The sequence below is a fragment of the Burkholderia sp. HI2714 genome, from assembly GCF_002223085.1.
GTDB classification, from domain to species: Bacteria; Pseudomonadota; Gammaproteobacteria; order Burkholderiales; family Burkholderiaceae; genus Burkholderia; species Burkholderia lata_D.
On the sequence record NZ_NKFM01000024.1, the window covers coordinates 131646 to 148557 of the forward strand.

Annotated in this window: 15 protein-coding genes; 9 read left to right on the top strand and 6 right to left on the bottom strand. The window is 66.2% G+C overall.

The annotated features are described in order from the left end of the window. Window positions 1-66 precede the first annotated feature (66 nt). Window positions 67-1581 carry a patatin-like phospholipase family protein gene (locus tag CFB82_RS13385; protein WP_089484378.1) on the top strand — a complete coding sequence of 505 codons (1515 nt, stop codon included), beginning with the start codon at window positions 67-69 and terminating at the stop codon, window positions 1579-1581. Between the two features lie 50 nt (window positions 1582-1631). Here the strand turns inward: CFB82_RS13385 and CFB82_RS13390 are convergent, their stop codons facing one another. The 4 genes from CFB82_RS13390 to CFB82_RS13405 all read right to left on the bottom strand — a co-directional run bounded on the left by CFB82_RS13390 (window position 1632) and on the right by CFB82_RS13405 (window position 6230). Further along, complete coding sequence (locus CFB82_RS13390) at window positions 1632-2108, bottom strand: DNA-deoxyinosine glycosylase (protein WP_089484379.1); 477 nt, start codon at window positions 2106-2108, stop codon at window positions 1632-1634. Beyond that, window positions 2108-2704 carry a chorismate--pyruvate lyase family protein gene (locus CFB82_RS13395; RefSeq protein WP_089484450.1) on the bottom strand — a complete coding sequence of 199 codons (597 nt, stop codon included), beginning with the start codon at window positions 2702-2704 and terminating at the stop codon, window positions 2108-2110. Before CFB82_RS13395 ends, CFB82_RS13390 begins: the two co-directional genes overlap by 1 nt. 8 nt (window positions 2705-2712) lie before the next feature. Continuing rightward, window positions 2713-4611 carry a molecular chaperone HtpG gene (htpG, locus tag CFB82_RS13400; RefSeq protein WP_069248543.1) on the bottom strand — a complete coding sequence of 633 codons (1899 nt, stop codon included), beginning with the start codon at window positions 4609-4611 and terminating at the stop codon, window positions 2713-2715. A gap of 158 nt (window positions 4612-4769) precedes the next feature. Beyond that, complete coding sequence (locus CFB82_RS13405; RefSeq protein ID WP_069248544.1) at window positions 4770-6230, bottom strand: aminotransferase-like domain-containing protein; 1461 nt, start codon at window positions 6228-6230, stop codon at window positions 4770-4772. A gap of 230 nt (window positions 6231-6460) precedes the next feature. Here CFB82_RS13405 and CFB82_RS13410 point away from each other — a divergent pair, with 230 nt between their 5' ends. The 7 genes from CFB82_RS13410 (at window position 6461) to CFB82_RS13445 (ending at window position 14816) form a co-directional block, all read left to right on the top strand. After that, complete coding sequence (locus CFB82_RS13410; protein WP_089484380.1) at window positions 6461-7153, top strand: VOC family protein; 693 nt, start codon at window positions 6461-6463, stop codon at window positions 7151-7153. Window positions 7154-7207: 54 nt separating this feature from the next. Next, window positions 7208-8116, top strand: a complete 909-nt coding sequence (locus tag CFB82_RS13415) for a DMT family transporter (protein ID WP_089484381.1) — start codon at window positions 7208-7210, stop codon at window positions 8114-8116. 151 nt (window positions 8117-8267) lie between these two features. Beyond that, complete coding sequence (locus CFB82_RS13420) at window positions 8268-9449, top strand: aminotransferase-like domain-containing protein (RefSeq protein WP_089484382.1); 1182 nt, start codon at window positions 8268-8270, stop codon at window positions 9447-9449. 42 nt (window positions 9450-9491) lie between these two features. Further along, window positions 9492-9950: a RidA family protein gene (locus CFB82_RS13425; RefSeq protein ID WP_011352811.1), complete on the top strand. Its 459-nt coding sequence runs from the start codon at window positions 9492-9494 to the stop codon at window positions 9948-9950. A 13-nt stretch (window positions 9951-9963) separates the two neighbouring features. After that, window positions 9964-10845, top strand: coding sequence for a PhzF family phenazine biosynthesis protein (locus tag CFB82_RS13430; protein ID WP_069249342.1), 882 nt, complete (start codon window positions 9964-9966; stop codon window positions 10843-10845). A gap of 219 nt (window positions 10846-11064) precedes the next feature. Then, window positions 11065-13404 (top strand): bifunctional diguanylate cyclase/phosphodiesterase, encoded by a 2340-nt coding sequence (locus CFB82_RS13440; RefSeq protein WP_069248548.1) that lies wholly within the window; start codon window positions 11065-11067, stop codon window positions 13402-13404. Between the two features lie 203 nt (window positions 13405-13607). Continuing rightward, window positions 13608-14816, top strand: a complete 1209-nt coding sequence (locus CFB82_RS13445; RefSeq protein WP_089484383.1) for a chromate transporter — start codon at window positions 13608-13610, stop codon at window positions 14814-14816. A gap of 65 nt (window positions 14817-14881) precedes the next feature. Here the strand turns inward: CFB82_RS13445 and CFB82_RS13450 are convergent, their stop codons facing one another. Then, window positions 14882-15328, bottom strand: a complete 447-nt coding sequence (locus CFB82_RS13450; protein WP_069249343.1) for a multidrug/biocide efflux PACE transporter — start codon at window positions 15326-15328, stop codon at window positions 14882-14884. 113 nt (window positions 15329-15441) lie between these two features. Between CFB82_RS13450 and CFB82_RS13455 the strand changes: the two genes are divergently transcribed. Beyond that, entirely contained in the window at window positions 15442-16326 is an 885-nt protein-coding gene (locus CFB82_RS13455; protein ID WP_089484384.1) for a LysR family transcriptional regulator, read from the top strand. A gap of 53 nt (window positions 16327-16379) precedes the next feature. On the opposite strand, the gene CFB82_RS13460 is transcribed toward CFB82_RS13455, so the two are convergent. Then, entirely contained in the window at window positions 16380-16838 is a 459-nt protein-coding gene (locus CFB82_RS13460; RefSeq protein ID WP_069248551.1) for a CopD family protein, read from the bottom strand. Between the last annotated feature and the right edge of the window lie 74 nt (window positions 16839-16912).

Consider the following 16912-nt stretch of genomic DNA (forward strand, 5'->3'; position numbering starts at 1 on the left):
CTTATTTTGTTGAAATGCTTCACGGCATCGCCCCAGTACAAAAATTTACAGACCAAAAATTCCACTATGAATAATCCAACACATAATGAACCCATTCAAAACCTCTCCCTTTCAGGAGGCGGATTTCGCGCCGCATTCTTCCACTTTGGAGCGCTTTATGCACTCGCGGCAGCCGGTCGCCTACGTGACCTGAAAGTATTGATCACGGTTTCCGGTGGCTCAATCGCTGGGGCATTCTTTTTGCAGGCCGTACAGAAAGCAGGTCCATCGACGTGGCAAGACGACAAAAAACTCGCAGACTGTGCCATACACGCATGCCAGGCCCTCTATTCACAATCAAAAAGAAATCCACGAGGACGCATTCTTTCCTCATTTCGTGCATTATGCCAAGGCTTGGTCCGTCACGAATGGGGGTTCTCCAAGGCACTCATCCGCTTGATGAGCCGCTGGTTTAAAGATCTGTCGAGCATCTCACCGCAACAACCGTCGACGGGTGCCCCCGAATGGCGAATCGCCGCCACAAGTTATACCACTACCAGACGCGTGCTTCTGGTGACTGCACAGGACAAGCGGCAGAATAGAAGTGACGCACACTATATTGAGTTGTCAAGCAAGGACATCCCTGTCGCCATCGCAGCTTCCAGTGCGCTTCCCGGGATCTTTGAGCCGGTAACGCTCAACGGTCTGTTGCTTGGTGATGGCGGAATTCTGGACAATCTCGGTGTGCATGAGCTCGCGACTTCGGATACGTCATCAGTATGTGTAGATGCGTCGGCAGAAGCGGCCCCGTTAGATCATATCGACGGATGGAGCACACCAATGCGTGCAATGGATATGTTATTGGATCAGGATCGCGCTATTGCCATCAGATCTGCAAGCATGCAAATTATTTCCCTTCGCGAGTCGAGACCGGACAATCAAGCATGGCGCAACGCACTGCGGTCGGTCCGCACCGATCTCGACGATTTCACATTCTGCGAAGCAAATCTTCTATATTTATCCGGATATCAAGCCGCGAGCGACTCACCTTACTCGCCACCACAGGAGTCGATTCCTGGAGCAAGTTATATTTGGCGCCTAATGACATTGGAAGACCCCAAAGATTCGTCAAACAACCACTTGGCCAGATTAGAAAAAATCAGAAAATCAATCTTGAATGAACTTGAGCGAGGGAAATTTGGAATTGGCTCGGGATTCAGAAAACCGTCCCTTATGTCAGTTTTTATGTCACTCAGCTCCATATACATGGCCCTAGCTGGCACAGCAACCGCCGTGCTTTACGCCATGTTGGCCTTCGCTGGAATCGTTTTAAAGCTACCGCCGTCGTGGCAAAAGCTTCCCTTGGAAAATCTAATCCTCGTGATATGGATTGCATCCAGCATCTGGCTCTTTTCCTCATACGCCGAACGGGGTTCACGCAAACTCAGCAGATTCTCCCGGGCGCGGCAGATCTTTGGTGCAGTCTTAGGACCATCTCTGCTGCCCGCAATTCTAATAGTCTCAATATTCCTCAAATTCGGCCCACTGTTCCCCGTTCGCGAACACTCCATGTTCACGAGGATTCGGGCATGCAAACTCTGACGACTCAAAATACTCGCCTGCATGTTCGGCAGACGTTCGGCGCCCTTCTATCAACCGCGAATCCCGTGCCACTGCGCGAGCTTCTGCTCGAACGTCAGCATCGCATTCGCCGGGCTCGACGAAGGCAGTACGAGCGTGTCGTACCCCGCCGCGCCGATCACCTCAGCAAACCGCCCCGCCGTCTTGCCGTTGAAACACACGCGCTTGAGCAACGGCGCATGCTCGCGCAACGACGCGAAATCGTTCGGCTTCGCATGCCGGATCGCCGAGTCGAGGCTGCCCTCGCGATGGCACGCGGCCAATACATCCCAGATACCGATCCCGTGCGACAGCACGCGCTCGAGCCGCTCGTCGTACGCGAGCGCGTGCAGCCCGTGCTCGCCGAGCACCGTGCCGAGCAGCCGCCAGAACTGGTTGCGCGGATGCGCGTAATACTGCGAGGCGTCGAGCGACGCCTCGCCCGGAAAACTGCCGAGGATCATCGTATGCGTATGCGCCGCGACGACCGGCGGAAAACCCCGCAACATCATGCGCCTCCGCCCGGCCCGCCCGAGCGCGGCCCGTCGCCGTGCGCATCGAGATGGCGCCACAGCGCCGGCAGCATGCACTCGGTGACCATCAGCGGCTTGCCGTGACGCTGGAACACCGAGCGCCGCGCGGCGAACGAATGCGGCGCACGCGCCCCGCCAAGCGCATGGGTCGCCAGCGCATACAACGGATGGCCGGCGATCACGCGCCGGCTGACGAGCGCCGAACGCTCGACCTGCGGATCGCTGTACAGCAGCTCCGCCAGCGGCCGCGTGCGCAACCGCCGCATCGCCTGCCACACGCCCTTGCTGGCCGCGAGCGGCGCGATGCTGTGCGCGGCGACGAACGGCGTGCCGTCGACCGACAGGATCACCTCGCGCACCCACATCGGCGCGCGCGGCGCACTGGCGAGCGCGTCCGGCTCGTCGAACCACGGGCAGTCGACGGCCTCGCGCGTCACGCGCACGTTCACGCGGCCGAGCCGCGCGAGGTGCGCGGTCAGCGATCCGCCGCGCGTCAGCCAGTCACGCTGGTCGAGCGTGCAGCCAGGCCGCGGCGTCTCGCGCCAGCCGGCCTGACCGCCGTCGAATCGCATGCGTGCGTTCACGCGGCGCGCGACAGCAGCAGCGCGTTGGTTCGCTTCACGAAGCTTGCCGGATCGTCGAGCATGCCGCCTTCGGCGAGCAGTGCCTGATCGAACAGCAGATGGCACCAGTCGCCGAAATCGGCGCTGTCGGCATTCAGCTGCTTCACGAGCGCGTGCTCGGGATTGATCTCGAGGATCGGCTGCATCGCCGGCGCGTTCTGGCCGGCCGCCTTCAGCATCCGCTGCAGGTAGCCGCTCATGTCGTTGTCGTCGGCAACGAGGCACGACGGCGAATCGGTCAGACGGAACGTGACGCGCACTTCCTTCACCTTGTCGCCGAGCGCTTCCTTCATCTTCTCGACGACCGGCTTGATCGCCTCGCCCGCCTGCTCCTGCGCCTTCTTCTCCTCGTCGTTCAGCTCACCGAGATCGAGATCGCCGCGGGCCACGCTCGCGAGCGGCTTGCCGTCGAATTCGTGCAGGAACGACAGCATCCATTCGTCGACGCGGTCGGTCAGCAGCAGCACCTCGACGCCCTTCTTGCGGAACACTTCCAGATGCGGGCTGTTCTTCGCGGCCTGCCACGTATCGGCGGTCACGTAGTAGATCTTGCTCTGCTCGGGCTTCATGCGCGACACGTAGTCGGCGAGCGACACGTCCTGCGCGTCGGTGTCGCCGTGCGTCGACGCGAAGCGCAGCAGCTTCGCGATGCGCTCGCGGTTCGCGTGATCCTCGCCGAGGCCTTCCTTCAGCACCTGGCCGAACGCGCCCCAGAACGTCTTGTACTTCTCCTTGCCGGCATCCTCTTCCGCGTTCGCGAGCTCTTCGAGCATCGACAGCGCACGCTTCGTCACGCCTTCGCGGATCGCCTTCACGTCGCGGCTTTCCTGCAGGATTTCACGCGACACGTTCAGCGGCAGGTCGGCCGAATCGACGACGCCCTTCACGAAACGCAGATATTGCGGCAGCAGTTGCTCGGCGTCGTCCATGATGAACACGCGCTTCACGTACAGCTTCAGGCCGCCGCGATAGTCGCGGTTCCACAGGTCGAACGGCGCGTGCGACGGCACGAACAGCAGTTGCGTGTATTCGCTGCGGCCCTCGACGCGGTTATGCGTCCACGTGAGCGGATCCTGGTGGTCGTGCGCGATGTGCTGGTAGAACTGCGTGTACTGCTCGTCGGTGACGTCGCTCTTCGAACGCGTCCACAGCGCGCTCGCCTGGTTGACGGTCTCGTCCTCGTCCTTCAGGACCATCTCGCCCTTTTCCTGATCCCATTCTTCCTTCTGCATCAGGATCGGCAGCGCGATGTGGTCGGAATACTTCTGGATGATCGACTTCAGGCGGTGCGACGACAGCAGGTCGTCCTCGCCTTCGCGCAGGTGCAGCGTGATCGTCGTGCCGCGCTGCGCGCGCTCGATCGCGTCGATCGTGAAATCGCCCTCGCCCGCGCTTTCCCAGCGCACGGCTTCGTTCGCCGGCAGGCCGGCGCGACGCGTCTCGACGGTGATCTTGTCGGCGACGATGAAGCCCGAGTAGAAACCGACGCCGAACTGGCCGATCAGCGCCGCGTCCTTCTGCTGGTCGCCGGACAGCTTCGTGAAGAACTCCTTGGTGCCCGAACGCGCGATCGTGCCGAGGTTCGCGATCGCCTCGTCGCGGCTCATGCCGATGCCGTTGTCGTCGATCGTGATCGTGCGCGCGGCCTTGTCGTAGCCGATGCGGATGCGCAGGTTCGGATCGTTCTCGTACAGCGCGTTGTCCGCGAGCCCTTCGAAACGCAGCTTGTCGGCCGCGTCGGACGCATTCGACACCAGTTCGCGCAGGAAGATTTCCTTGTTGCTGTAGAGCGAATGGATCATCAGGTGGAGGAGTTGCTTGACCTCTGCCTGAAAGCTCATCGTTTCGTGTGCCATGGATGCTGTTTCCTCTTACTTGAACTTGAATGGTATGGCGCGACCGCCCGGCGCGCGATGCCGGCCGGCCCATGAAAGACAACCGCCCGGCGCATGCGGTTTGCGCGCGTATCTGGAGGCGGCACACCCGATTTCAAGGGCGGGCGTGCCGCGCCGCGTCATGATGCGCGGCGCACGGCCGAATCGATATAGCGCGACAGCAGCGCCGGCAGCGCCGGATCGCCGCAGTTCGCGACGTTAAAGCGCATCCACGTGGACGGCGATTGCTGCGGCGAGAACAGGCTGCCCGGCGTCAGCAAAAAGCCGGCCTCGTGCGCGACCGCCGCGAGCGCGTCCGAGTCGACACCCGTGTCGGCCCACAGGAACATCCCGGCCGCCGGCATCGTGAAAAGGCCGAGCCCCGTGCGCTCGAGCATCCGCGCGGTCTTGTCGCGCACCCCGTCGAGCCGCGCGCGCAGCCGCTCGACGTGGCGCCGGTAATGCCCTTCGGTCAGGATCTTGTACAGCACGCGCTCGTTGAGCTCGGGCGTCGTCATCCCGACCAGCATCTTCTGATCGGTGACCGCCTTCGCGATCTCCGGCGCGCACGCGACATAGCCGACCCGCAGGTTCGCCGCGAGCGTCTTCGAATAGCTGCCGAGGTAGATCACGCGCTTCAACTGATCGAGACTCGCGAGGCGCGTGGCCGGATAGCTCGGCGGGCACAGGTCGCCGTACACGTCGTCCTCGACGACGAGGAAGTCGTATGCCTCCGCGAGCTTCAGGATCCGGAACGCCTGCGCGGCCGACAGCGACGTGCCGGTCGGGTTCTGCAGCACCGAATTGATCACGAGCATCTTCGGCCGCCACATCTGCACGAGCGTCTCGAGCGCGTCGAGATCGGGGCCGTCCGGCGTGTACGGCATCCCGACGAGCTGCGCGCCCTGCGCCGCAAAGCGGCCGAACATCTGGAACCAGGCCGGATCGCCGACGATCACCGCATCACCGGGCTTCACGTAGATCCGCGAGATCAGGTCGATCGCCTGCGTGATGCCCGACACCAGCACGATCTGTTCGGGCTTCGCGCCGATTTCCACTTCGGCGAGGCGCGTCTGCAGTTGCTGGCGCAGCGGCAGGAAGCCCTGCGCGGTGCCGAAGCCGAGCATCTGCGCGCCGGACTGGCGCCCGAGCGCGCGCAGCGCACCGGTGATCAGTTCGCCGTCGAGCCAGCGGCCCGGCAGATAGCCGAGACCCGGCCCCTTTTCCGGGCTGACGGTGTGCAGCATGTTGCGCAGCAGCCAGACGACGTCGATCGTGTTGTGCACCGGCGCGGCCTCGGCCACGCGCGCGACGCTGTCGGCCGGCTGCGGGCCGGCGGCCGTGCGCTCACGCACGTAGAAGCCCGAGCCGCGCCGCGAGTCGAGGTAACCCTGCGCGACGAGGCGCTCGTACGCCTCGACGACGGTGAAGCGCGACACGCTCTTGTCGAGCGCGAGCTTGCGGATCGACGGCATCCGCATGCCGGGCCGGAACACGCGTTCGTCAATGCGCCGTCGCGCCCACTGGACAAGCTGGTCGACGAGCGTGAGCGTGGCCGTGTCGTGCGGCGCGGGAATCTGGGCGAGTGGGACGGTGGACATGGGCGGCAGCTCCAACTGTACCGAAGGCTATCGCGCCGATTGTACCGTTACTGTGCCGGTAGCGACGATTACAGTTGACCGGAATGGCGACCGTGCGGCCACCGTTCCGGCCCCGCCGCACCTGGCGCCGCGCCCACCGGCCCGCATCGCGGCCGGTACGCCGGCCGGTCCGGCCACCGCCCGGCGCATCGCCTGCCCACCATGACACTTTCGCTTCCCGACCGACGTTCATGCCAGCCCGCTCCCTGACACTCGACCATCTCGTGATCGCCGCGCGCACGCTCGACGAAGGCGTCCGCCATGTCGCCGACGCGCTCGGCATCGAACCGGCCGGTGGCGGCCGCCACCCGCTGATGCGGACCCACAATGCGCTGTTCGGCGCGTGGGGCGGGCTCTACCTCGAAGTGATCGCGATCGATCCCGATGCACCTGCGCCGAACGCCGGCGCCGAGCCGCCGCGCGCGCGGCTGTTCGGGCTCGACGATCCGGCCATGCACGCGCGGCTTGCGCAAGGCCCGTTTCTCGCGCACTGGGTCGCCCGCGTCGAGCGTCCGCGCCAGCTCGCGCTGTGGCAGAGCCAGTACCCGGCGCGCATCCCGCCGGTCGTCGCGATGCGGCGCGGCGACCTGAGTTGGGGCCTCACCGTGCCCGACGACGGCACGTTCCCCGCGTGGCAAGGCGCGGGCGATGGCCTCCTGCCGTCGCTGATCCAGTGGGACAGTGCGCGCCACCCGGCCGAATCGCTGCCGGCCGACGGCGTCGCGCTGAAGGCGCTCAAGGGCGCCCACCCGCGTGCGGACACGATCCGCGAGCAGCTCGACTGGCTCGGCGCCGCCCACCTGCTCGATCTCGAAGCCGCCGACGGCCCGCCCGCGCTGGTCGCCGAATTCGACACGCCGCAGGGTGCGCGCACGCTGCGCTGAACGCCACGCCGCCCCCGACTACATCCATACCGGCAACACGGAGACACCCACTTCATGAATTCGCGCGAAACCCGGGGCATGCTGCTCGGCCTCATCGGCGTGATGATTTTCAGCCTGACGCTGCCGATGACGCGCATCGTCGTCGCCGAACTCCACCCGCTGCTCAACGGGCTCGGCCGCGCGCTCGCCGCCGCGATACCGGCCGGCCTGTTGCTGTGGTGGCGCCGCGAGCCGCTGCCGACCCGCGCGCAGCTGAAAAGCCTCGCGATCACGTCGCTCGGCGTGATCATCGCGTACCCGGTGTTCTCCGCATGGGCGATGAAATCGGTCCCGGCCTCGCACGGCGCGGTGGTCAACGGCCTGCAGCCGCTGTTCGTCGCGCTGTATGCGGCGTGGCTGTCGCACGAGCGGCCGTCGAAGGCGTTCTGGGCCAGCGCGGTGGCCGGCAGCGCGCTCGTGATCGCGTTCGCGCTGCGCGACGGCGGCGGCACCGTGCAGGCCGGCGACGCGCTGATGCTCGTCGCGGTCGGCATCGGCGCGCTCGGCTATGCGGAAGGCGCGCGCCTCGCGCGCCAGATCGGCGGCTGGCAGGTGATCTGCTGGGCGCTCGTCGTGTCCGCGCCGTTCCTCGTGCTGCCGGTCGGCTGGCTCGCGTGGATGCAGCATGCCGCGCATCCGGGCCCGCTCGCGCTGCGCACGTGGCTCGCCTTCGGCTACGTGACCCTCTTTTCGCAATTCATCGGCTTTTTCGCGTGGTACGCGGGGCTCGCGATGGGCGGCATCGCGCGCGTCGGCCAGGTGCAATTGCTGCAGATTTTCTTCACGATTGCCTTTTCCGCGCTGCTGTTCGGCGAAACGGTGACGCCGTCGACATGGCTGTTCGCGGCCGCGGTGATCGCCACCGTGGTGCTCGGGCGCCGCTCGGCGGTCGCCACCGCCGCGCAACCGGCTCGCGCCGGCTGAACAGCTGCGCCATAATGGACGTTTTGCCTGATCGGTTTGCCCACCCGGCCGCGAAGGCTCGATCGCGCTCGTGCCCGCCCACCCGGCGGCGTCGAAGCGATGCGCCCGAACGACCTTTCTTGACTGACCACGATATCCGAACGAGGAGACTATGAATCCGAGCGACCTGCATCCGCCGCACTGGCAGCTTTCCGAACGCGCACGCAAGCTGACGAGCTCTGCCATCCGCGAAATCCTGAAGGTCACGGAACGCCCCGAGGTCATCTCGTTCGCCGGCGGCCTGCCCGCCCCTGCCACGTTCCCGGCCGAACGCATGCGCGCCGCCGCCGATCGCGTGCTGCGCGACGCGCCGGCCGCCGCGCTCCAGTACAGCGCGACCGAAGGCTACCTGCCGCTGCGCGAATGGATCGCCGAACGCTACAGCGTGCGCGTGTCGCAGGTGCTGATCACGACCGGCTCGCAGCAGGCGCTCGACCTGCTCGGCAAGGCGCTCGTCGATCCGGGCAGCCCGATCCTCGTCGAAACCCCGACCTACCTCGGCGCGCTGCAGTCGTTCTCGCTGTACGAGCCGCGCTACGTGCAGGTGCCGACCGACGAGCAGGGCCTGCTGCCGGACGGCCTCACGCCCGCACTCACGCAAGGCGCGCGCCTGCTGTACGCGCAGCCGAACTTCCAGAACCCGACCGGCCGCCGCCTGCCCGTCGAGCGCCGCCGCGCGCTCGCCGCGTTCGCGCAGTCGAGCCCGTTCCCGGTGCTGGAAGACGATCCGTACGGCGCGCTGAACTACCGCGGCGAGCCGCTGCCGACGATGCTGTCGATGGCGCCCGATCACATCGTGCACCTCGGCACGTTCTCGAAGGTGCTCGCACCGGGCCTGCGGATCGGCTACATCATTGCGCCCGAGGAACTCCACTTCAAGCTCGTGCAGGCCAAGCAGGCCACCGACCTGCACACGCCGACGCTCACGCAGCGCATCGCGCACGAAGTGATCAAGGACGGCTTCCTCGACGAGCACATCCCGACGATCCGCGAGCTGTACAGCGCGCAGTGCGACGCGATGCTCGGCGCGCTCGAGCGCCACATGCCGGAAGGCGTCACGTGGAACCGCCCGGAAGGCGGGATGTTCATCTGGGTGAACCTGCCCGCGCAGATCGACAGCATGAAGCTGCTCGCCACGGCCGTCGACAATCACGTCGCGTTCGTGCCGGGCGCGCCGTTCTTCGCGGACAACGCGCAGCAGAACACGCTGCGCCTGTCGTTCGTGACGGTGCCGCCCGAGAAGATCGAGGAAGGCGTCGCGCGCCTCGGCAAGCTGCTGCGCGAGCGTCTCTGATCCCCTTTTTCCTGTCACGACTCTCTACGAGGAATCGAATCCATGGCTAACGTCTACGACAAGCTGAAGTCGCTCGGCATCGAGCTCCCGACCGCCGGCGCACCGGCCGCCGCCTACGTGATGAGCGCGCAAACCGGCAACACGGTCTTCCTGTCGGGCCACATCGCGAAGAAGGACGGCAAGGTCTGGGCCGGCAAGCTCGGCGCGGATCTGCAGACGGAAGACGGCAAGGCCGCCGCCCGCTCGATCGCGATCGACCTGCTCGCGACGCTGCACGCACACACCGGCGACCTGAACAAGGTCACGCGCATCGTCAAGCTGATGAGCCTCGTCAACTCGACGCTCGACTTCACCGAACAGCACGTCGTGACGAACGGCGCGTCGGAACTGATCGCGGAAGTGTTCGGCGACGCCGGCAAGCACGCGCGCTCGGCATTCGGCGTGGCGCAGATCCCGCTCGGCGCGTGCGTCGAGATCGAGCTGATCGCCGAAGTTGCGTAACGAACGCAGCACGATGCCCGGCCGTCTCGTCCGTTTCAAGCAGGTCGACGTGTTCACGTCGGTGCCGTTCAAGGGCAACGCGCTCGCCGTGGTGTTCGACGCCGATTCGCTCGGCGACGACGACATGCTGGCGATCGCCCGCTGGACGAACCTGTCGGAAACGACGTTCCTCTGCACGCCGACCGATCCGGAAGCCGACTACCGCGTCCGGATCTTCACGACGGAGGGCGAACTGCCGTTCGCCGGCCACCCGACGCTCGGCACCGCGCATGCGTTTCTGGAAAGCGGCGCGCGGCCGCGCACGCCGGGCCGGCTGATCCAGCAGTGCGGGGTCGGCCGGGTCGCGCTGCGCGAGCAGGCCGACGGCTGGGCGTTCGCCGCGCCGCCGGCACGCGTCACGCCGCTCGACCGTTCAGACTACGCGGCGCTGGCTGCCGCGCTGCGCAGCGACGCGCTCGATCTGGATGCCGAGCCGTGCGCGGTCGACAACGGCGCGCCGTGGCTGGTCGTGCGGCTGAAGTCGGCCGATGCCTGCATTGGCCTGACGCCCGATCCGGCCGCGCTGACGGCACTCACGCACCGCTACGGCACGGACGGCCTCGCGGTCTACGCGCCGCACGCCGAAGGCGGCCCCGCGACGTTCGAGATCCGCTGCCTGATGACGGGTGGCAATTTCGGCTTCGGCGAGGATCCCGTCACCGGCAGCGCCAACGCCGCGCTCGCCGGGCTACTGACGCGGCAGGAACGCCGCCCCGGCCAGTCGTATACGGCCCGCCAGGGTACGGCGATCGGCCGCGACGGCCGCATCTTCGTCAGCTATGACGAGGACGGCACCACGTGGATCGGCGGCCATGTCGTCACCGTCGTCGACGGTACCTTCCTGTCACCCGCCTGACATTTCGCGATGTGCGATGGCGCCGGCCCGCCCGGCGCCCCCTGCGATTCGCCCAACTATCGCAAAAACGTTCCAACCAGTAATATCGGGCCTAATCCGTTGTTTCGGAGGTCTGTCCATGGTTGCGTGTCCCGCGAACGAACAGACGTCGGGACAATCCCAACCCATAGTCAGCCATCCAGACGGGTGGCGCACGCGAGCAGGACGCCACCCTCTTCGATGAGCTCCGCCCGGTCCAACCACACGCCGCCGACCCGGCCGCTACGCGCGCCGCGCAAATCGCGCCGGCGTGCGCTATTTGCGATCCCGCTGCTCGGGATGCTGGCGCTCGCGCTGCTGTGGGCCGTGATCATCGCGCGTCTGTCGGTGGAGAAGGACAGCGCGTACAAGGAAGCAGCGGCTTCCGCAGCGATCCTGTCCTCCGCGCTCGAGCAGCATACGGTCAAGGCGATCCACCAGGTCGACCAGATCACCCGCTTCGTCAAGTTCGAATTCGAGAAATCGCCCGCCCGCTTCAACCTCGCCAGCGCCGTCGAGAAAGGCGTCGTGCCGAGCGACACGCTGATCCAGGTGTCGCTCGTCAACGCGAAGGGCATCCTGTTCGCGAACACGGCCGAGCTGCATCCGCAGCCGATCAACCTGGCCGACCGCGAGCACTTCAAGGTCCACCTCGCGCACAACGACGACCGCCTGTTCATCAGCAAGCCCGTACTCGGCCGCGTGTCGAGCCACTGGACGCTGCAGATGACCCGGCGCCTGAACAACCCGGACGGCAGCTTCGCGGGCATCGTCGTCGTGTCGGAAGACCCGAGCTACTTCACCAACGACTTCTACAACAACGCGGCGATCGGCAAGGAAGGCGTGATCGCGGTGGTGTCAGATACGGGCGCGGTGCTCGCGCGGCGCACGGGCTCGGTCAGCAACGCGCCCGGGGCGTTTTCCGCGTCGGGTGTTTACCCGATCGCCGAGCGCGTGACGGGCACGATCATCGACCCGATCGACGGTGTGACGCGTATCGTGTCGTACCGCCACCTCGACGGCTACCCGCTCGCGGTGATGGTCGGGCTGTCGCAAACCGAGGAATTCGCGGACTACTACCACACGCGCAACGTCTACCTGCTGATGACGAGCTTCATCACGCTCGCGATGCTCGCGTTCTTCGGCGTCGCGACGGGCCTGATCGGGAAGCTGCTCGGCCGTGAGCGCGAAATGACGCAGCTCGCCGAATACGACCTGCTCACCGGCCTCGCGAACCGCTATGCGACGCTGCGCGGGCTGCGCAACGACGTGTCGATGCCGGCGAGCCTGTCGCGGCTCGGGCTGCTGTTCATCGATCTCGACAACTTCAAGACCGTCAACGATACGCTCGGCCACAACGCCGGCGACATCGTGCTGCAGATGACCGCGTCGCGCCTGGCCGATGCGGTCGGCGACGAAGGCTCGCTCGCGCGCATCGGCGGCGACGAGTTCGTCGTGGTGATGAAGGGCGACGACGTCGAGCGGCGCGCGGTGCGGCTCGCGGAAGCGATCATCCGGATGTTCGGCGAACCGTTCGACGTGCGCGGCAGCTCGTTCGTGCTGCATGCGAGCATCGGCATCGCGCTGCACACGGTGGCGAACGAAAGCGAGATCGACCTGCTGAAGAAGGCCGACCTCGCGATGTACAGCGCGAAGGACGCCGGCAAGAACTGCTACCAGTTCTATGCGCCGCACCTGTCGCACCGCGCCGACCACCTGATGCGCTGGGAACAGCAACTGCGCGTCGCGCTCGCCGAGGGGCAGTTGTTCCTCGCGTACCAGCCGAAGATCGACCTCACGCACCGCCACATCACCGGCTTCGAGGCGCTCGCGCGCTGGGATCATCCGGAGCACGGCGTCATCTCCGCGAACGAATTCATTTCGATTGCCGAATCGACCGGCCTGATCGTGCCGATCGGCGACTTCGTGATCCGCACCGCGTGCGAGCAGATCGCGCGCTGGCGCGACGACGGCCACGACACACTGACGCTCGCGGTCAATATTTCGCCCGTGCAGTTCTGGCGCGGCGACCTGATCGAGACGATCTCGCAGGCGATACAGGACACCGGCATCGACGCGAACCGGCTCGAGATCGAGATCACCGAGACCGCGATGATGGAATATCCGGAGCTCGTGTCCGAGAAAATTGTCGCGCTGAAGAAGCTCGGCATCCGGATCGCGCTCGACGATTTCGGCACCGGCTATTCGTCGCTGTCGTACCTGCACCGCTTCTCCGTCGACACGCTGAAGGTGGACCGCTCGTTCGTGCAGGCCATCCCGAACGATCGCAGCGTGTGCGTGATGGTGTCGTCGATCGTGCATCTCGCGCGCTCGCTCGGCCTGACCGTCGTCGTCGAAGGCACGGAAACCGAGGAGCAGATCACGTGGCTGGCCGCGCTCGGCGAGATCGAGGCGCAAGGCTTCCTGTTCTCGCGACCGGTGCCCGCCGACGCGATTCCCGCGCTGATCGCACGCTTCGGCGTGCGCGGCGAACATCCGAACGTCGTCGCGCATCGCGCGACCGGCAGCACCGGCGCCTGAGCGCCGCACCGCTGCAGCCTTGGCGTGCATTGCGCACTGCCGCAATTATTTCGTTTTCCGATCGAATCGGTTGGTTCATTAACTAGCGTTTTCGCGCATGGCAGTGTCATGATGTGCGGTGGACAATCGGGAGGGCCGACGTGTCGGCGGGCCGCCGGCCTGGTCACATACGAGAGATTTGGCGCTGCGCCATCCACACAATCATGACAACCGTCGAAGTCGAAGCGACCGCTCGTGTCGAAGAGGCACCGGTATCCCTATGGACCTTGTTCAAGGTCGTCGCCAGCATTTCGGCCGTCTCGTGGGGCGGGCTTTCGATGATGGCGCAACTCGAACGCCATTACGTGGAGCGGCTGCGGCGCATCGAGCCGCACGTCTTTGGCGATCTCGTCGCGCTCGCGTGGCTCGTGCCGGGCCCCGTCGGCTGCAACGTCGCGGTGCAGGTCGGCCAGACGCTGCACGGCCGCGCCGGTGCATGGGTCGCCGGCATTGCGAGCGTGCTGCCGTTCTCGATCCTGATGACGCTGTTCGCGATCTTCTATCAGACGCCGCTCGTGCGCTCGCTTGCCGCACCGGTGCTGATCAATCACTTCGGGATGGTGCTAGCCGCGCTGATCGGCGTCACGTGGGTCAAGCAGTTGCGCTCGCTCGCGCGCACGCGGCTCGAACAACTGATCGCCGCGCTGTCGACGATTCTGCTCGGTTTCGCTCATAATCCGGCCGCCTTCGTCGGGATTCTCTTCGCTGCGTTCGCGGCCGGCTGGCTGACGGGGCCGCCGCAACGCGACGCGGTCGATTTCACGTTGTCGACCCGCGACCGCAACCTGCTCGTGCTGCTCGGCGTACTCGTCACGCTGTTCGCGGTGCCGCTGCCCGGCGATTACCAGGCAACGCTGCTGTGGCCGCGTCTCGCCGGCGCCGGCATGACGCTGTTCGGTGGCGGATTTTCCGCGCTGCCCGTGCTCAAGACTCTGTTCGTCACGCCCGCAACGGGCATCTCCGATCACGACTTTACGCTGGCGTTCGCGCTGTCGCCTGTCGCGCCGGGGCCGCTGCTGAACGTCGTCCCGTTTCTCGGCTACCTGACCGACGGCTGGGTCGGCGCGCTGCTCGCCACGGCCGCGCTGTTCATTCCGTCGGGGTGCCTCGTCGTGTTTGCGCAGAACCACCTGTTCCGGCTCAAGCGCCATTCGCGCTTCGAGCACGGGATGCGCCTGCTGCGCGCGGCGACGACGGGCTTTCTCGTCGTCGCCGTCGTGAAGATCCTGCATCGCGAACCGGCCGACCCGGTTTACTGGCTGACGGGCGCCTTCGCGACGCTGTGCTTTGCGCGCTTCAAGGTGCCCGTCTATGCCGTGTACGGCACGGTCGCGGTTGCTTGCGGCGTGTGGCTGCTGGCCGCCGCGCGCTGACAGGCGGCGGCCGCCCTCCCCGGCGCGCTACCGGCATTCGCCCCGCTCGCCCGCCCTGCCCGTCCTCAACCTGCCTGCACCGCGACCCGGCGGGCCATCCAGCGGGCGCGCAACGCGTCGTAAGCGAGGTTGAAGCAGAACGTGTAAGGCAGGAAGAACAGCACGATGCCGAGGTCAAGCAGCAGCGCCTCGACGAGACTCACGTTCAGCCACCATGCGGCGACCGGCACCACCATCGCGACGAGGCCGAGCTCGAACGTGACCGCATGCGCGATCCGCATGCCGAGCGTGCGGGTCAGCCCAGCGCGACGCTCGAAGCGGTCGAACAGCGTATTGAACGCCATGTTCCACGCCATCGCGATCAGCGACACCATCACCGTCAGCACGCCGACGTGCGATACCGGCATGTCGAGCAGCCACGCGCCGATCGGCGCGCACAGCGCGATCGCGACCAGCTCGAACGTCAGGGCATGCAGCAGCCGTTCCGTCACCGTTTTGTTGATCTGTTTCATGATTCCCTCCGATTCGTCTGCTTCGTTCATGGCCTCCATTTTGATCGGCGAAACCGGGTGAATCCAGTTTGATATCATCGGTTTTACCGATATGTCGTACTCAGGAGCACCGCATGCGCCACGCCCCCGAAGCCCTGCTCGCCTTTGCCGAAGCCGCGTTGCTCGGCTCGTTCACGGCCGCCGCGCGCAAGCTCGGCAAGCGCCAGTCGACCGTGTCGGAAGCGATCGCGAATCTCGAGATCGATCTCGGCGTGCAGTTGTTCGACCGCTCGACGCGCGCACCGACGCTGACCGATGCAGGGCGCGCGCTGCTGCCGCAGGTGCAGCGCGCGCTCGAGGCCGGCGCGGCGATCGACCGCACGGCCGCGCGGCTCGCGCGTGGCGAGGAAGCGCGGCTGACGCTCGTCGTGTCCGATACGTACCAGTCCAAGCGCTACGAGGAAACGTTGATGGCGCTCGAACGGCGCTTCCCGGCGCTCGAGCTCGAATGCCAGATCGCCGAGCACGAAGACGTGCTCGACCTGATCCAGCAGGGCCGCGCGCAGCTCGGGCTGATGGCCGCGCGCGCGGCCTACCCGGCCGACATCGGCGCGGCGACGATCGCGGAGGAGTCGGAAATCGGGCTGTTCGTCGGCCGCACGCACGCGCTCGCCGAATACGGCGACGCCGACGTGCCGCACGCCGCGCTGCGCGACGTGCGCGAACTGCGCCTCAATACCTATGTGAAAACGGAAAGACGCGGCGCCGACGACCGGATCGTCGTCGGCACGCAGCACTGGCTGGCACCGAGCTACCTGATGCTGCTGGAGATGGCCGTGCTGGGGTTCGGCTGGGCCGAACTGCCGCGCTGGATGGTCGATCACTTCGCGCGCGATCGCCTGTGCGAACTGCGTGCGCGCGGCTGGCCGCGCCGTGTGCGGGTCGATGCGGTCTGGTCGCGCAACCGGCCGCTCGGCCCGGTCGGCTCATGGCTGCTCGATGCGATGCTGGCCGCGTAGCGGTGCTTGCCGGCCCACCCGCGGCTGCGCGCGGGCCGGCCGGCTCCGGTCAATCAGAAACCGCGCGACAACACCGCCGCGCCGATCGTGACGACGCCGAGCACGAGGTTCACGAGGACCAGCAGCCGCACCGTATTCACCGCGCGCGCGCCGTCCGGCCACTTCTGCGCCTGCACCGCACGGCGGATGCGCGGGAACAGCGCGAACCGGATATGCCCGAAGATCAGCATCATCACGACGCCGAGCCCGGCCATCGCGTGCAACGACCACGTCGCGTGCGCGCCGCCGAATTGCACGAGCAGGAAGCCGCCGGTCAGCAGGATCACGATCACGGAACCCGATACCCAGTTGAAGAAGCGGCCGAACACACCCTCGATCAGCGGCAACCGAAGCTGCGGCGACAGGTCGGACAGCGCCGGACGCAGGCAGAAGTTGGCGAAGACCATCCCGCCCACCCACACGGCGACGGCCAGCAGATGAAGAAACAGCGCGACGGAGACAGCATGGGACATGACGGCAATCCTGTGAGGAGGTGGGTGCGGCGAACGGCCGCGTCGCACGCGGCATCGAGCGACGTTCGACCCGA

Bases quoted from the DNA above. Each gene is read 5' to 3' on its own strand.
- htpG (WP_069248543.1), bottom strand. From the start codon at position 4,611: ATGGCACACGAAACGATGAGCTTTCAGGCAGAGGTCAAGCAACTCCTC.
- CFB82_RS13420 (WP_089484382.1), top strand. From the start codon at position 8,268: ATGAATCCGAGCGACCTGCATCCGCCGCACTGGCAGCTTTCCGAACGC.
- CFB82_RS13415 (WP_089484381.1), top strand. From the start codon at position 7,208: ATGAATTCGCGCGAAACCCGGGGCATGCTGCTCGGCCTCATCGGCGTG.
- CFB82_RS13445 (WP_089484383.1), top strand. From the start codon at position 13,608: ATGACAACCGTCGAAGTCGAAGCGACCGCTCGTGTCGAAGAGGCACCG.
- CFB82_RS13460 (WP_069248551.1), bottom strand. From the start codon at position 16,838: ATGTCCCATGCTGTCTCCGTCGCGCTGTTTCTTCATCTGCTGGCCGTC.
- CFB82_RS13395 (WP_089484450.1), bottom strand. From the start codon at position 2,704: ATGCGATTCGACGGCGGTCAGGCCGGCTGGCGCGAGACGCCGCGGCCT.
- CFB82_RS13390 (WP_089484379.1), bottom strand. From the start codon at position 2,108: ATGTTGCGGGGTTTTCCGCCGGTCGTCGCGGCGCATACGCATACGATG.
- CFB82_RS13440 (WP_069248548.1), top strand. From the start codon at position 11,065: ATGAGCTCCGCCCGGTCCAACCACACGCCGCCGACCCGGCCGCTACGC.
- CFB82_RS13425 (WP_011352811.1), top strand. From the start codon at position 9,492: ATGGCTAACGTCTACGACAAGCTGAAGTCGCTCGGCATCGAGCTCCCG.
- CFB82_RS13405 (WP_069248544.1), bottom strand. From the start codon at position 6,230: ATGTCCACCGTCCCACTCGCCCAGATTCCCGCGCCGCACGACACGGCC.
- CFB82_RS13430 (WP_069249342.1), top strand. From the start codon at position 9,964: ATGCCCGGCCGTCTCGTCCGTTTCAAGCAGGTCGACGTGTTCACGTCG.
- CFB82_RS13450 (WP_069249343.1), bottom strand. From the start codon at position 15,328: ATGAAACAGATCAACAAAACGGTGACGGAACGGCTGCTGCATGCCCTG.
- CFB82_RS13455 (WP_089484384.1), top strand. From the start codon at position 15,442: ATGCGCCACGCCCCCGAAGCCCTGCTCGCCTTTGCCGAAGCCGCGTTG.
- CFB82_RS13385 (WP_089484378.1), top strand. From the start codon at position 67: ATGAATAATCCAACACATAATGAACCCATTCAAAACCTCTCCCTTTCA.
- CFB82_RS13410 (WP_089484380.1), top strand. From the start codon at position 6,461: ATGCCAGCCCGCTCCCTGACACTCGACCATCTCGTGATCGCCGCGCGC.